Below are 15,087 nucleotides of genomic sequence, written 5' to 3'. Positions count from 1 at the left end.
CGGCGCTACGACGCCACGGCCACAACCGCGTCATCCAGCAACCCCTGCTCACGCGCGGCGCCGTACAGCTCGCAGGTGGACTTGGCCGCCAGCTTGCGCATGGCGGTGCGTTTGAGGCGGGAGACGGTGACCACGGTGATGCCCATCCGTTCGCCGATCACCTGTGGGGTCTGGCCACTGCACAGCAGGTGCACCACCTGCCGCTCGCGCAGGCTCAACGGCCAGCGCCGGGCACTGCCTTGCGGGAGGTGGCCCAGCGCCATCAGGTCCTGGCGGAAACGTTCACTGACGTACTGGCGGCCGGCCAGCGCGGTGGCGATGCCGGCCAGGATCGCGCCGGCGCTGGCGCCCTTGTCGATCACCGCGCGCGCACCGGCAGCGAGCAGGGCGCCGACGATGCTGGTGTTGGGCGTGGCGGTCAGCACCATCACCGTCAGCGCAGGGTAGTGGCGCACCAGCTGCTGCACGAACTGCAGCCCGTCAGGCTGGGACGAACCGGGCATGGCCAGGTCGGTCAGCACCGCGTCGCAGGGGGTATGCCGCAGTAGCTCCAGTGCCTGTTCGGGCAGGGCCACATCGCCCACCACCTGTACGCCGGGTTGGTGTTGCATCACGCAGCGCAGGCCGGAACGCACCAGCGGGTGGTCGTCGATGATCAACAGTCGAGCCATGCAAGCTTCCTTGTCGTTGCGGGGCACGATACCCAGGGGCCATGCCGCCGGATGCGGGAGGCGGCGCTGCTGGGCCGTGATGACCATCAACGCCGTCATTCCGCCGCACAGGAGCGGGCGGGATGACGGTGCGGAACATACCCATGCATCAACCCTGATGGTGCCGTTTGTTGATTGATCTTTATGCTTGAAGAGGCGCAATCAATATTTATTTTCTATCAATAGCGCGGCGCGGCGCACCCGCCGGCCGCAGCGAAAGCCCGGTGGCAGCACTGCTTTCGCTACGCGGTTAACACAACGCGGGCGTCCATGGACCTTGCGCGGGGCAGGGCGCGCAACCGCCGTTTTCCTGGCCTATTGCAGGCAAACCCGTCAGCCGGGTAGCCGATGCATGTACGCCAACGAGGCAATGGCGACAGCGGCGCGCGCGCCGGATCACGGTTCCAGCAGTTTAGTAAAACTCCTACACCGTGCGGCCCCACCGGCGCCGCTCAGGCCCTGTCCAGCCGCAGCACTTGATAGATGGCAATGTTGCGCCCGGCCAACGCCCGGACCACTTCCGGGATCAACTGCATGGGCAGATCCACTTCGTAGCCGTGCGGTTTGACCCGCAAATCTGCCGGCTGGAAATGAAAGGCCGGATGGCCCTGGCTGCGTTCGAGCAGAAAATCGCACAGGGCGGTGCGGGCGACCTGCTGCCATTCGCCAACCTCGAAATACACCCGGTACAGAACATCACTGTAGTCGGCGGGTGTGCCATGCCCTGGATCCATGTGCGGGATATCCACGCTGTCCTCCCTGTTCAAGCCTTGCGTTATACGGCCGCCACCGAAAGCGGGGTTCACGGGTTGCCAATCGCTGCATGCGGCGCGCCATCGCTGCCAGCGGGCACGCCCCACACGCGCAGCAGCACCTGGATGAAGTCGTCTGCCAGCACGCGGTTACCGTGGCCGCTGAGGTGGTCGGCATCAAAGTACAGCGGCAGCCCCTCGGCGTCGAATGCCGAGCAGGTCGGGCCAGGGCACAGCAGCGGGAACGGATCCCACACGGTCAACTGCGGGTAGTGCTCCTGCAGCTGCGCCAGCTGCCGCAGCTGGTCGGCGCGCAGCGCCAGCAGCTGCGTGCGTGACACCTCCAGGCCGGGTGCGCAGATCGGGTTGATCCGGTTGAACCAGTCCGAGCAGCGGTTGGCCGAGGCCTTGAACAAGGGCTTGGGCGCATCGATCACCACCTGCAGCCCGGCGGCCTGCAGGCGCCGCAGCACGGCATGGGCAGAGTGCATCGCCGCGTCGTGATGGCCCTGGTCCAGTTCGGCGAATACCGCCGCCCAGGTCCCGGTGGGGTCGCTGGCCCAGTCGCGGCCGGCCAGTTCAGGCATGCGCAGGGAGGCCAGCAACACGATGTCGCCCGGTTTGGCCGCCGCTTCGATCGCCTGCAGCGCCGCCTCGCGGCTGTCGGCACACTCGGGCGGGTCGGCACCGATCAGCCGCACCACGCCGCAGCCGCCGCGCTCGTGTTCGATCACTTCCACGCCCAGCTGCACCTGCACCTGCCTGAGCAGGGTGCGATAGGCGGCGGTGTGCGAATCGCCCAGCGCGAACAACTGGCGGCCCTGCAGTTGCGGCGCATTGATCGGCTGCACCGACGCCGGTGGCGCGTGCCGGTAGGCCATCCAGGTGTAGGTATCGGCGGTGCGGCTGAGCGAGAGCCGGTCGGGGTTCTCGCTGACCCAGCGGGCGCCGGGCATCGCCACCGCCAGGGCGGCCACGGCGGCCGTGGCGGTCACCCAGGTGCGCCGCTGCAATACGCTGCGGCCGGCGCGGATCGGCGTCTCGATGCAATGGTACGACGCGGCGGCCAGGCCCAGTACCAGCAGCGGGTAGGCCAGCTGCACGGCCAGCAGCTCGAAGCCGACCGTCCAGCGGATGAACACCGCCACCGGCCAATGCCACAGATACAGCGAATACGACAACCGGCCCAGGTAGCCGGCCACGCGGCCCTGCAGCAGACGGTGCAGCAGCGGCGGCGCGCCGGTGCCGGGCACCACCAGCGCGGTGATCAGCAGCAGCGTCCCGGCCACGGTGGCCAGTGCCCAGGGCATCGGGAAGTGGGCAGCGTCGGCGCGCAGGAAACCGGCCAGCAGCAGGCCCAGCCCGGCCAGCATCAGCACGGTCAGCGTGCCGCTGGTACGCGCCTGCAGCGGCCGGCGCCGCAACAGCTGGTACAGCAGCGCACCGGCGGCCAGTTCCCAGAAACGGGACGGCAGCAGGTAGAACGCGGCCAGTGGATCGCGCCCGCTCTGCACCGCGCTGACCGCCAGCGAGGCCAGCGCCAGTACCGGCAGCACTGCCCACAGTGCCGGTACGCGCTGCCGGTGGCGCAGCCACAGGTACCAGATGCCCGGGAACAGCAGGTAGAACTGTTCCTCCACGCCGAGCGACCAGGTATGCAGGTAGGGGTTGAGGTCGACACTGGGCGAGAAATAGGTGTCGGTATTGAACGCCAGCACGAAATTGCTCAGGCCCAGGAACGCGGCCATGCCGGTGCGGTTGTTCTGCTCGCTGAGCCACACCTGCGGCAGCAGCATTGCCGACAGCATGAAGCTGACCGCCAGCACCACCAGCAGGGCCGGCAGCAGGCGCAGCAGCCGGCGCCGGTAGAAGGTGAGCAGGTAGTCGGAAAAACCAGTGGTGTTGCGTTCGGACAACGACTGGCTGATCACAAAGCCGGAGATCACGAAGAACATGTCCACGCCGGTGAAGCCACCCGGCAGCCACGGCAGGTAGTCGGCGTGGTAGACCAGCACCGCCAGCACCGCGATCGCGCGCAGGCCGTCGATGCCGGGGAGATAGCCGGAAGCAGGTTTGAGCATGCGCGAATCCTCTGACAGGGGCAGGTGCAGTGCCGCCCGCATTTCGTTGCGGGCGTGTCAGCCGCCCTGCGCTCAAGCGGCGGGCCGTGCTGCAGCACCAAAGCGGCCCAGCCTAGTGCGCGTTCGCTGTGACGGGAACCATGCCGAAAGTCTGCGTTGGGCGCGGATAAAGCCGGCGCGTGCGCGGCTTCGCGCCGAATGCGTCATGCAACGTCGGTCGCACCGAGCGCGCGCATCGCGCCTGCGGACGGACATGCCCGGGAGGACGGGCATTGGCGCGGTAGACGATGGCACGGCGGGCATTGCCGCGCAGCACCAATCGGTGGCACTGCGTCATTTCCCGCAGCACCTCACTGGAGCAAATCGATTCAATAATTCAATCAAGGTTTCGTGATAATCGCATCCGCCCGGCTCCTGTACCCGGCGCAGCATGGAAGCTCCCCCAATCGGAGAACCGTTGTGCGCCCGAGTTGCTGGATGTCCATGCTGGTCGTTGCCGCCATGTCGCTGCCGGTACATGGCGAACCTCTGATCCTGCGTAATCGGTACTGGACGGTGGAAGTGGACCCCTCCACGCTACGGCTGGCGGCAACCCCGGTGGACGGCCCGCGCATCGTGGCGCCGGCCGATGGCCATGCCCACCGCGTGTCAGGCCTGCACTATGTCCACGATGGCGTTGGCTGGCGGTGGGACGAGGGGGCCTGGCAGTTCCAGGTGCGCCTGCAGGAGCATGAGGTGTTGCTGTGGATACGCCAGGGCCAGGACGGTGAGCCGATGTTGCGTCGCCTGACCATGCATGGCGACGTGCCGGGGCAGCAGCCGGCATCGCCTGCGCCATTGCATCTGGGCCAGCCCGACCAGATCGAGCTGGTTGCGCTGCATCCGCTGATGCAGGGGCGCATCGCGCCATCGGCCTCGGCGACATCGCCGAAGGACTGATACCTGCGGGCAGGTACCCGTCAACGGACCGACTCAGCGATAGGTCACGGTGAAGCTGGCATAGGCATTTGCCGTGCCCGGCGTAGGCGCATGCCCATCTCCGGTCTGGATGTAGCGTGCCTTCAACGGCACAAGCGTGGTGCCATCGGTGATGCGGTTCAACCGCACCGGCATGCCCAGCGTCATCGGCGTGCTGCCGTCGGCCTGCAGCACCTGCACGGCCACACCGGTGGCGTCCTCGTCGGGGTTTGCACTGGGACTCAGGCCAAGGATGCCACGGTCGGCGTCGACCACGCTGGAGCCGCGGATCGCATCAAGCTGGATATTGGCAAAGTTGCCCTCAAAGAAATTCCCCGGGACTGACGGATAGGTACCCGCAGTGCAGGAGTTCAGTATGATGCTGAAATCAATCGCGGGGGCGCCGCTGCCGGGGCCCTGAAAAGCACGTTGCGGCACATCACCCATCGCCACCGGGATATTGTTGCCCGGAGCGGAGGGGAGCATGCATCCAGTGACCTGTACCGTACCTAGTACACGAAGTGAAAAAACAGGGTATCCATCGTCGGACACCATATGACCAACCATGGTATCCACGGCCTGCGGTCCCTGCGCTATGTCACCTATCTTGATTACGTTGACCCGGACGCCGCTGAGGGAGTTGTTGAGTACGGGGATGTCCCTGAACGCGATTGCCCGGGCCGGCCACCAAGGGCCGTCGTCGTAGGCGAAATTGTTGCCGTCCGCAAATACGCCGCCGAGCCATACGGCAACGCCGACGCCCGGCACATTTGTCTTGATGATTCGTCCAGGCGGAACACTCAGGCCGCCACCCAACGGAATGTCATCGACGATGGGCTCCAGGACCCTGAAGTCGGCGAGCGAGCCGTTGGAGCAACTGTAAGATGCTGATGGAGAGAAGAACGTTGTTCGGGCCAGGTTGATAGTGCCAATGATGGAGCCTGTCGGCGCGTCGCGCGGTACCGATAGGGTATTGAGGTTGTAAGTCGTTACCCGGCCGCCTGTGTTGTCGGTAAATCTGCATGCAGACCAGGCTGAAGAACTGACCATGAGCAGAATGCCGGCCATGCACAGGCGTATCAAATGATGTCGTGCACGCTGGGGTGGCGGGCTGGATGCGGCAAGTTGAGGCGTCAGTTGCGTTGCCATGGAACAAGAAGACCCATGCTGGCCAGGTGCGACGCGGGATGAGTGGCGGGCAGATGGATTCAAAGCGACTCTCCAAGGAGTGAGGTACGTGATTGCGTGAGGCGGTTGCCGAAATCGCAGGTCGCCGTCATCAGCCGGAATCCTTCTGCGTAGTCACTACTGTCCAGGCTGACCGGCAGGCGGCATTGCTGGTCGGCGCTGTTGCCCCACTGCACATTGAACACACCGCTTTCCTGCAGGGCCAACAGAATCTGCCCGGCCTGGCCGACCACGCCGGCCTGGCTGCCGTCGGCATCGGCCACGCGTGCGCCGAACGGCGGGAACTGGCCATTGGGCAGGCGCACGTTGACCAAGGCCTTGACCGAGCGCTGCACCTGGAAGCCGACCTTGACCACCGCACCGCGGCGCGGCACCACGCTTTCAATGCCGTGCTCGACGTCGATGTCGCTGGGCAGCGCGCTGGTGTCCAGCATCAGCCGGTTGCTGCGGTAGGGCAGCAGATACGGTGCCACCACGAAGCCGCCGCGGTTGGTGCGTGCATTGGGCGCACTGTTCAGGCCCACGCCGTGCACGCCGGGCACTTCGACCAGGCCGATGGTGTCGCCCAGCGCATGGCCGAAGGTGATGCCGCCGGCATGGGCCAGCAGCGAACCGCTGGCGCTGACGGCGGTGCTGGTGTGGCCGCCGCTGACATCCACGCTGGCGCCCAGTTGTGCCCAAGGCGCCCGGTAGCCCAGGCTGCCCGAGGCGCCGGTCCGGCCGCGGTCGCTGCGGTTGACCGCTGCGCCATAGTCCCACTGGCGCGCGTCGCCGGCGCGGCCCGTCATCGCCATGCGATGGCCGAGATCACCATTGTGGGCACGGTTGCCGGTATAGGTGACCGATCGGCCGGCACGGCCCAGCGGCATCGATACGGTCAGGGTGCCACTGTTGTCGCTGCGCCCGTCGCTGCTCAGCGTACGGCTCAGGTACAGCCCATAGGAAATGCCGCGGTGCTGGGTGCTGACACCCATCTGCGCCTCGCGCTGGGTGCGGCTGTCGCCCCAAAAGGTGCGCTGGTTGAGGTTCATGTAGACCGAGCCGTACTGGCCCAGGCGCTGGGCGACGCTGGCGGTCACCTGACTGCGCTTGGTGCCGAAAAAATCGTCGTTCAGCGGGTCTTGCTGGCGGACGGCTTCGCCGAAATCACGGAACGCGCGGGTGGAGTAGCGATACCCCGCAAAGCGCAGGTTGGTGCCACTGGCAAAGCCCTTGCCGTATTGCAGGCGGTAGCTCTGGCCCTGGTCCTGTCCACCATCGGGACGGTCGGTGATGGCGTGGGTGGCATCCAGCGACAATGCGCCCAGCCGCCCCAGGCTCTTGCCCACGCCGACCGTGCCGGCGCGGTAAAAGCCGCTGCCGAGCACGCCGCCGTACAGGGTAGTGTCGTGGGCCATGCCGCGCGCCAGCGATACCTGGCCAAAGCGCGGGCGCTGCAGCGCATGACCACTGTCGCCGCTGTCGGCCGGGTTGTATTCGCCCACGCTTGCGCTGTAGCGCCAGATGTCCTGGCGCAGCATGTTGGCCACGCTGGCGAACGGCTGGGTGAAGCGGCGTTCGCGGCCGTCGGCTTCGGTGATGATCACCTCCAACTCGCCGCGGCCGCCGCCGGCGTTGAGGTCGTTGATCTCGAACGGGCCGGGTGCCACATAGCTGCTGTACAGCGAGTAGCCGTTCTGGCGGATCTCCACCCGCGCGCGCGATTCGGCGATGCCGCGCACGATCGGCGCATAGCCCTGCATCGAGTCGGGCAGCATGCCGGTGTCGCTGGCGATCTGCACCCCGCGCAACGGTACGCTGTCGAACACGTCGCCGGGGGTGAAAGTTTCGCCCACGGTCAGGCGGCCGCGGGTACCGGGCAGGTCGCGTTGCAGGTAGGTATAGGAACGTTGCCAACGGCGGCGGTTGACCTGGCCGGGCAGCGGATTGCCGGCTTCATCCTGCAGGCGCTGGCCGCGGGTATAGCTGTAGGAGCCGGCGCTGCGCAGCTGCCAGGCACCCAGGTTGAACCCGCCGGACAAATGCATATCGGCCTGCTGGCCGTTGCGTTCACTGTGCGCGGCGGCGAACTGGTAATTGAGCATCGCCGCGTTGACGCCATCCTCCCAGCGGCGCGGATCGACATAACCGTTGACATTGCGCCGCATGGCAATCTGCGGCACGCTCAGGTCCACGCTCATTGCCGCCGCATCGAAGTCCAGGTGCGCGCCGTCGATTAGCGCGGTCAGGTCGATGCAGTCGGCCAAGGGAGTTTCGTCGCTGCCATAGGCGTCAAGCTTCACGCCGACCTCGGTCAGCAGTGCCGCCGACAGGCACGGCTGCAGCCGGCCGGGGCCGACTTCATCGATGCGCAGTTCGCGGCGGTCGATGTATTCGTGGTTGACCCGCAGCGCGACCAGGTAGGTGCCCGGGGTTACCGCGGCGCCGCGGGCGATCGCCTGCAGGTCCAGCGTCGGCGCATCGCCGCTGCCGACCGGGCGCAGAAACGCCGCATCGAACTCGGCCAGGTCGTCCATGGTGTTGGCCTGGACCGCGCCGGCCGCACCGGCGATGGCCAGTGCCAGCAGGGTCGGGCGAAGGCCTCGTGGCGGTCGGTGGGAGGGCAGTACGGACATCGTCGGAATCCAGGGTGCAGGCGACTACCGGCGCGGAAGCGCCAGGGCGGCGAAAGACGGCGGTGAAAGTGCGGTGCTCTGCGGCAGCGCGGTCAGCGCGCCGGCGCCGCGCCCAGCAGCGTGGCCGGCTGGGCGGTGACGGTGGCCGGCGCGCTGTAGCCGCCGTAATCGTTGATCACCGAATAGGTAACCTTCAGCGGCGGCGCGCCGGACAGCGGCTCCAGGACATAGCGTTGCTGCGACAGCGGCGCGGCCATGGCCGCATCGTTGAGGCGCACACTGCGCCCACCGGCATCGACTTCAATCGCATTGAAGGTGACGTGGTACGGGGTGGGGTTGTCCACTTGCAGCACCGTGCGGCCGTTGTCCTGCAGCACGCTCCAGGCCAGTGCCCTAGGCGCGTCTAGCGGATTGCCCTTCAGGCCCGGCGGGCGGTAGAACAGCTTGATCCGCGTACGCAGCGCGATCTTCAAGGTGTTTTCGTCGCCGGCTTCGTTGGACGGTATTTCCTGGGTGTTGAGGTAGAACACCGACTCGCGGTCCTGCGGCAACTCGCCGGGGATGCGGGTCACGCGCAGCAGCTGTTCCTTCTTGGCGGCCAGGCGGTGCAGCGGCGGCGAGGCGATGAACGGCACGGTGATGCTGTCATCGTCGGCGGCGGTATTGACCCATACCTGCACCGCATACGGGCGGTCGGCGGTATTGGTCAATGAGATCACCGCATTGGGTTTGTTGCCGTCATAGATCAGGCGGGTGCCGCCCAGCATCAGACCGGCCTGACTGGGCAGTGCGAAAGTCATCAGGCCAAGTGCCGCGCACAGGGCAGCGCCGAGCGCGGAACAGGAAGCGGTCAGGGACATGGCAGGCAGGCTCCGGAAGCGGGGGGCGGGAATGCAGTGCGATGGAGGGCGACGGGGCGCCCTCCATCGAAGCCGTCAGAGGTAGTTGACGGTGAACGCGGCGCGCGCATCGGCGCTGCCTTCCACGGCGGCACCGGTGGCGATGTAGTTGACGGTGAAGCGCATCGGGTTGGCCGGGTTGTATTCCACCGACGCATCGCCCAGCGGCAGCGGGTTGCCCGAGGCATCGCGGATCTGCACCGCCACGTTCTCGGCCACGCCGGTGCCGCCGGCGCCGACCAGGTTCAACCATTCGCCGCCCGGGCCGGCCGAGCCGCTCAGCGACACGAAGCTGACCGTGGCGCGGGTGCCGGGGGTGCAACCGCCGCCCGGGGTAACGGTCAGACTGAAGGTGCCGGCACCGGCCACGTCGTTGGCGGCGGCCAGCGCGGACTTGGACACGGTGCCCAGCGGCACCTTGCCGGCAGCACCGCCCGGGTTGGTGATGGTGATCGGGCAGCTGTTGGCGGTGATGGTGCCGTTGAATTCAATTTCACCGTCGGCGGCGAAGGCGGCCGGGGTGGCGACCAGGGCAAGGGCCAGGGCGGTGGTGCGCAGAAGGGTCTTCATGGGTTCTCTCTTTATCGATGGATGGGGCGCGGTTCTACCGCCACCGGGTTGGAAAGTGGGTGCAGCGGCGGAATGAGGAGCGACGACCGCGGCCGTTGCCGTCCCTGTGCAGGACGAGGGGAGAATAGGCAGGCCGGGAGGGCACGGATATGCAACTATTACGAAAACGCTAGGGCGTCCCGGCTGGATTCATCACATGTTCACGCACGCTGCACAAGTCCAATGTGCAGCATGCGAGGCGGTGCCGGGGGCGGCCCTGTGCGGCCGCGCGAAGTGGTTGAATGGAGCAGACAATGCAGGCGGGGCCGCGCCGTAGGAAGGCTACCGCAGCGTCCGCAGCACCGGCGGCCTGCCCAGCGCGCCGCAGCGACAGGTTATTTCCGGGGGAAAACGACACCATGTTCGGCACTTGGCTTACACGCTTGCTGTTGCTCGGAATGCTGTTGCCGTGGGTGGCTGCTGCCACCCCGTCCGCCGCACCGCCACTGTCTGCATCGCCGGCGCCGGCTGAACCGCTGGTGCTGGGCGAACAGCAACGCGCCTGGCTGCAGGCGCACCCGCGCATCGTGCTGGGCATCGCCGGGCTGGACTGGGCACCATTCGAGTACATGCAGGACGGGCAGTTGCAGGGCATGGGCATCGAGTACCTGCGTACCCTGGCGCCGAAGCTGGGGGTACAGATCACCGTCAAGGTCTACCCCGACCTGGACGCGTTGATCCAGGCCACCTGTGCCGGTGAGGTCGACCTGATCATGAATGTCGCGCTGACCGCCGCGCGCACCCGCTGCATGGTGTTCACCGATGCCTATGCCGAAATCCCGGTGGCCCTGGTCGGGCGCAAGCATGACCAGCGCGTGGTGCAGGACCCGGACCTGAAGCACCTGCAGCTGGTCACCGAACGCGACTTCCCGACCACGGCGATGGCGCGCCTGCGCTATCCCGAGGCCGAACAGGTGCTGGCGCCCACCACCGAAGAAGCCCTGCGCATGGTGGCCGACGGCCGGGCCGATGCCTACCTGGGCAATCCTTACGTCGCCGTGGCCTTCATCAAGACGCACCGCGAGTACGCGCTGAGCCTGGTGCGGCAAAGCGATGTGCCACTGGACGGCCTGCATTTCGCCGTGCCCAATGCCAAGCAGCCGCTGGCCGAGGCGCTGGACCAGGCCATGGCGCAGACCAGCCGCGCACAACAGCAGGCGCTGCGTACGCGCTGGCTGCCGCCGCTGGAGTGGGGGCGGCAGGGCCGCCCGCTATTGAGCGCGCGCGAAGTGGCCACGCTTGCCCAACCGGTGCGCATGGGCTTTGCGCCCAATGCCGCGCCGATCTCGTTCCTGGATGCGGCCGGCTCGCCCAGCGGCCTAGCGGAGGATTACCTGGAACCGTTCCGCGCCCTGGGCGCTACCTTGAACATGGTGCCGGTGCGCGACTGGCGCGAGATCCGCGACAAGATGCGCGACGGCCAGCTCGACGCGGTGATGGGCATCCCCGACGACACTGCCGCGCCCGGCAAGGGCTGGGTGTTCAGCCGCCCGTTCCTGACCGTGGCCAATGTGATCGTGACCAGTCGCGACGGCGAGACCGTGCTGGACATGCGCGACCTCAATACCCTGCGGGTGGTGTTGAGCGACCGCGAGCGCCTGCAGCCGCGGTTGCTGGCCCAGGCCCCACGGGCGCGCGTGCTGGAGGCGCGCAGCGCCGAACAGGCGATGGAAATGGTGCGGGCCGGCACCGCCGACGCGTACATCGGCAACCTGGGCATCGTCGACCGGTTGCTGCGCGAGCGTCACAGCGGCGACCTGCAGATCTCCGCGCCCACCGGTATCGAAGACCGCCTGTCTCTGGGCGTGCGCGACAAGTATGCACCGCTGGTCAGCAGCTTCGACCGCATGCTGATGGACATGTCCCCGCGCGAGCGCGAGGCGATCCGCAGCGCCTGGCTGGCGGTGGAGTACCGCAGCGGGCTGGACTGGCGGCGGATGCTGCGCTGGCTGGCACCGCTGCTGATGGTGCTGGCCACCGCGGTGGTGGTGCACGGGGTGGGGCATTGGCGGCTGCGCCGCGAAGTGCGCGAACGCCGCCGCGTGGAGCAGCGCCTGGAGGAGGTCACCGACAACCTGCCGGCGGTGGTCTACCAGTTCCAGCAGGACCGGCAAGGTGGGCTGTCGTTCCCGTTCATCGTCGGCGACATGATGGCCTTGTTCGGCATCGACGCCGGGCAGGCCATGCGCGACGAGCGCGACCTGTTCGCGCGCTTCCATCCCGACGACCAGCCGGTGCTGCAGCAGATGCTCGCCGAGGCGGCGCGCGACTTCCTTCCCATCGACACCCAGTTCCGCGCGCAGGGCGCCGATGGCTGGCGCTGGGTTCGCTCGCGCGGCACGCCCTACCATGCCGACGACGGCAGCATCCGCTGGAGCGGCTACTGGATCGACATCACCCAGGCGCATGCGCAGTCGTTGGCACTGGCCGAAGCCAAGGCCACTGCCGAGCGCGCTACCGCCGCCAAGGCCGAATTCCTGGCCACCATGAGCCACGAAATCCGCACCCCGATGAGCGGGGTGCTGGGCATGCTGGAGGTGCTCGAGGGCGCCGGCCTGACCCCGCCGCAACGGCAGGTACTGGGCGTGATCGACGAATCGGCGCGCATGCTGCGGCAGATCCTGGATGACATCCTGGATTTTTCCAAGATCGAGGCCGGTGGCCTGCAGCTGGCACCGTCGCCCACCGACATCCGCGCCACCGTGGCCAACGTGCATGCGCTGCTGGCGCCGCAGGCCCAGGCCAAGGGGCTGGCCTTCGATTGCCAGATCGACGCCGAGGTTGCCGGCCACCTGCTGGTGGACGGGTTGCGCCTGCGCCAGGTGCTGTTCAACCTGCTCAGCAACGCGATCAAGTTCACCGCGCAGGGCGGCATCCAGGTCAGCGTCAACCTGCTTGGGCATTACCATGGCCGCCAGCAGCTGCGCATTACCATCGCCGATACCGGTATCGGCATCTCCGCCGAGGCCCAGCAGCGGTTGTTCCGCCCGTTCACCCAGGCCGAGGCCAGCATCAGCCAGCACTATGGCGGCACCGGCCTGGGCCTGACCATCTGCCAGCGGTTGGTGGAGGCCATGCACGGCAGCGTGCAGTTGAACAGTGCGCTGGGCAGCGGCACCAAGGTGCATGTGCAGCTGGAACTGGCGGTGGTGGACCCGGTCGCGGTCGACGCCGCCGCCGGCCAGGGCGCGGCCGCCGCGCAGTTCGTGCCGGGCCAGCGGGTGCTGGTGCTCGAAGACCATCCCACCAACCAGGCCCTGATGCGCTGGCGGATGCAGCAGCTGGGGCTGGATGCGGTGATCGTTGCCGATGGCGCGGCCGGTCTGGCCGTGCTGGAGACGCAGGCCGTCGAGGTGGTGGTCACCGATTGCCGGATGCCAGGCATGGATGGCTATGCCTTTACCGAAACCCTGCGCGGGCGGGAGCAGGCGCACGGCAGTGCGCGGTTGCCGGTGATCGCCCTGACCGCCAGTGCCAGCCCGGAGGAGGAACAGCGCTGCTACCGCGCCGGCATGGACCAGGTGCTGACCAAGCCGGTCACGCTGGAACAGCTGCGGGCGGCCCTGCAACGCTGGCTGGTGCTGGCCAGCGCCGCCGGCAAGGGGGGCGGCGATGCCGCAGCGCCCGGCGTCGATCCGGACTGGGCCAGCGACCTGCCCGCGGCTGCAACCCTGCAGGCCCGCTTCGGCTCCGCCCCGGTGGCCGCACAGATCGCCGCCACCCTGCATGAGGCGCTGGGCACCGACCTGGACAACCTGCAGGCCGCCCTGGCCGCCGATGATGCGGACAAGGCCCACGATGCCCTGCACCGGATGGCCGGGGGCACCGGCGCGGCCGGCACCGTGGACATCGCCCGCCACCTGCGCGACCTGAGCACTGCCGTGGCGGCCGACGGCGTGGCCCGGCAGCGCAGTGCCCTGGAGCAGGTGCAGCGGGTGATGGTGCTGTATCGGGACACGTTGAGGTAGCGCCCGGCGTTGCCCGGTTGCCCTCATGCCGCGGGCACTGGCGCGCCGATGACGACAGCCTGCCGGCGCATACCGGACTGCAACTAGTTTGAAAGTTTGCAGCAGGCTTTCCGCAATAACGCGCCACTCCCGCCACGCCGCAGCGCGCACAGTGAACCTGATCACGTTGCACCGCCGGTCGATTCACAATTCGTTCGCAAACCCGGCAACGATCCCGCGCCCGGCCGCCTCAGCTTGAGATTTATTGCATGGATGTTCGTTACCGCGGCCGGCATGCTGGGCATCCTCTTTATCCCGTCGGACAGGCTCCGTCATGCCGATGCCGCCGCACCCCATTCAGTCCCTGCCGCGCCTGCCCGCGGCCAGCATCGCCGAGCGTGCCCCGGTGTGTCCATGAACATCTGCCTCCATTGCGGCCGTTGCGAAGTCTGCGCGCGCCATCAAACCGAACGTCCCGATCCGGGCCCGGCGCTGGCGCTGGACGCGCAGCACCTGCATGCCGCTGTCGGCCGACGCGAGCTGGGGCTGCTGTACCAGCCCACGCTGGACCTGGCCAGCGGCCGCATCGACAACGTCGAGGCCCTGTTGCGCTGGCAGCACCCCGAGCACGGCGCGCTGCTGCCGGCGAGCTTCCTGCCGTTGGCCGAGCGCAGCGGGGCGATCGTGCAGATCGGGGCGTGGGTGCTGGACACGGCATTGCGCCAATTGCGTTGCTGGACCCAGGCCGGGTTGGACGTGGCCAGCGTTTCGGTGAATGTCTCGGCGGTGCAGCTGCGTTCGCCCCTGTTCCTGCCGCAGCTGGAGCACGCCCTGGCGCGCCACCGGATTGCACCGGAGCAACTGGTGCTGGATGTGCGTGCATCCACGCTGCAATGCGAGTGCGCGCCGATCGGCACGTTGCTGGCCGCGCTGGCCAGGCTGGGCGTGGGGATGTCGCTGGATGACTTCGGCGTGGGCCGCTCCAGCCTGTCGCGGCTGCAACAGCTGCCGGTGCGCGAGATCAAGATCGACGCCAGCCTGGTGCGCGATATCGAACGCTCGGCCAAGGCGCGCAAGATGACCGCCGCGCTGGTCGCGCTGGGCAAGGCGCTGGGCCTGCGGGTGGTAGGCGAGGGCGTGGAGACGATCGGCCAGCAGGCATTGTTGGCTGAGATGGACTGCGATGCCATCCAGGGCTTCCGCATCGGCCATGCCTGCAGCCCGGCGCTGATCGCCCCGCTGATCGCACACTACGCCAACCGCCAGTCGCGGGTGGAAGACATTTTCGGGTTGTAGCTGGTGCTGCTTTGGAGAGTCAACTGCGAACTA

Annotated in this window: 10 protein-coding genes; 3 read left to right on the top strand and 7 right to left on the bottom strand. The window is 67.7% G+C overall.

The features are described 5' to 3' along the window. Positions 1–5: 5 nt before the first annotated feature. The 3 genes from AC3ITM_RS10265 to AC3ITM_RS10255 all read right to left on the bottom strand — a co-directional run bounded on the left by AC3ITM_RS10265 (position 6) and on the right by AC3ITM_RS10255 (position 3,543). Positions 6–671 (bottom strand): response regulator, encoded by a 666-nt coding sequence (locus AC3ITM_RS10265; protein WP_489264756.1) that lies wholly within the window; start codon positions 669–671, stop codon positions 6–8. A gap of 491 nt (positions 672–1,162) precedes the next feature. After that, positions 1,163–1,459 (bottom strand): hypothetical protein, encoded by a 297-nt coding sequence (locus AC3ITM_RS10260; RefSeq protein ID WP_489264754.1) that lies wholly within the window; start codon positions 1,457–1,459, stop codon positions 1,163–1,165. 53 nt (positions 1,460–1,512) lie between these two features. Then, positions 1,513–3,543, bottom strand: coding sequence for an acyltransferase family protein (locus AC3ITM_RS10255; RefSeq protein ID WP_489264752.1), 2,031 nt, complete (start codon positions 3,541–3,543; stop codon positions 1,513–1,515). 483 nt (positions 3,544–4,026) lie between these two features. Between AC3ITM_RS10255 and AC3ITM_RS10250 the strand changes: the two genes are divergently transcribed. After that, a complete protein-coding gene (locus AC3ITM_RS10250; RefSeq protein ID WP_489264750.1) occupies positions 4,027–4,482 on the top strand; it encodes a hypothetical protein in 456 nt (151 codons plus the stop codon). A gap of 33 nt (positions 4,483–4,515) precedes the next feature. Here AC3ITM_RS10250 and AC3ITM_RS10245 read toward each other — a convergent pair whose 3' ends face one another. The 4 genes from AC3ITM_RS10245 to AC3ITM_RS10230 form a co-directional block, all read right to left on the bottom strand. Then, positions 4,516–5,568, bottom strand: coding sequence for a fimbrial protein (locus AC3ITM_RS10245; protein ID WP_489264748.1), 1,053 nt, complete (start codon positions 5,566–5,568; stop codon positions 4,516–4,518). A gap of 140 nt (positions 5,569–5,708) precedes the next feature. Next, a complete protein-coding gene (locus tag AC3ITM_RS10240) occupies positions 5,709–8,303 on the bottom strand; it encodes a fimbria/pilus outer membrane usher protein (RefSeq protein WP_489264747.1) in 2,595 nt (864 codons plus the stop codon). Between the two features lie 92 nt (positions 8,304–8,395). Continuing rightward, positions 8,396–9,163 carry a fimbrial biogenesis chaperone gene (locus AC3ITM_RS10235; protein ID WP_489264745.1) on the bottom strand — a complete coding sequence of 256 codons (768 nt, stop codon included), beginning with the start codon at positions 9,161–9,163 and terminating at the stop codon, positions 8,396–8,398. A 75-nt stretch (positions 9,164–9,238) separates the two neighbouring features. Continuing rightward, complete coding sequence (locus tag AC3ITM_RS10230) at positions 9,239–9,772, bottom strand: fimbrial protein (protein WP_489264744.1); 534 nt, start codon at positions 9,770–9,772, stop codon at positions 9,239–9,241. Between the two features lie 422 nt (positions 9,773–10,194). On the opposite strand from AC3ITM_RS10230, the gene AC3ITM_RS10225 reads away from it, so the two are divergent. Next, positions 10,195–13,779, top strand: coding sequence for an ATP-binding protein (locus tag AC3ITM_RS10225; RefSeq protein ID WP_489264743.1), 3,585 nt, complete (start codon positions 10,195–10,197; stop codon positions 13,777–13,779). Positions 13,780–14,172: 393 nt separating this feature from the next. Then, complete coding sequence (locus AC3ITM_RS10220; protein ID WP_489264741.1) at positions 14,173–15,054, top strand: EAL domain-containing protein; 882 nt, start codon at positions 14,173–14,175, stop codon at positions 15,052–15,054. Positions 15,055–15,087: the final 33 nt, after the last annotated feature.

This window comes from Stenotrophomonas sp. KH_029, assembly GCF_057839765.1.
The sequence above is the reverse complement of the archived record's forward strand: the minus strand, read 5'-3'. Positions and strand labels throughout refer to the sequence as shown.

Coding starts and splice junctions, on each gene's coding strand:
- AC3ITM_RS10265 (WP_489264756.1), bottom strand. CDS start 671: ATGGCTCGACTGTTGATCATCGACGACCACCCGCTGGTGCGTTCCGGC.
- AC3ITM_RS10255 (WP_489264752.1), bottom strand. CDS start 3,543: ATGCTCAAACCTGCTTCCGGCTATCTCCCCGGCATCGACGGCCTGCGC.
- AC3ITM_RS10250 (WP_489264750.1), top strand. CDS start 4,027: ATGCTGGTCGTTGCCGCCATGTCGCTGCCGGTACATGGCGAACCTCTG.
- AC3ITM_RS10245 (WP_489264748.1), bottom strand. CDS start 5,568: ATGGCCGGCATTCTGCTCATGGTCAGTTCTTCAGCCTGGTCTGCATGC.
- AC3ITM_RS10240 (WP_489264747.1), bottom strand. CDS start 8,303: ATGTCCGTACTGCCCTCCCACCGACCGCCACGAGGCCTTCGCCCGACC.
- AC3ITM_RS10235 (WP_489264745.1), bottom strand. CDS start 9,163: ATGTCCCTGACCGCTTCCTGTTCCGCGCTCGGCGCTGCCCTGTGCGCG.
- AC3ITM_RS10230 (WP_489264744.1), bottom strand. CDS start 9,772: ATGAAGACCCTTCTGCGCACCACCGCCCTGGCCCTTGCCCTGGTCGCC.
- AC3ITM_RS10220 (WP_489264741.1), top strand. CDS start 14,173: ATGAACATCTGCCTCCATTGCGGCCGTTGCGAAGTCTGCGCGCGCCAT.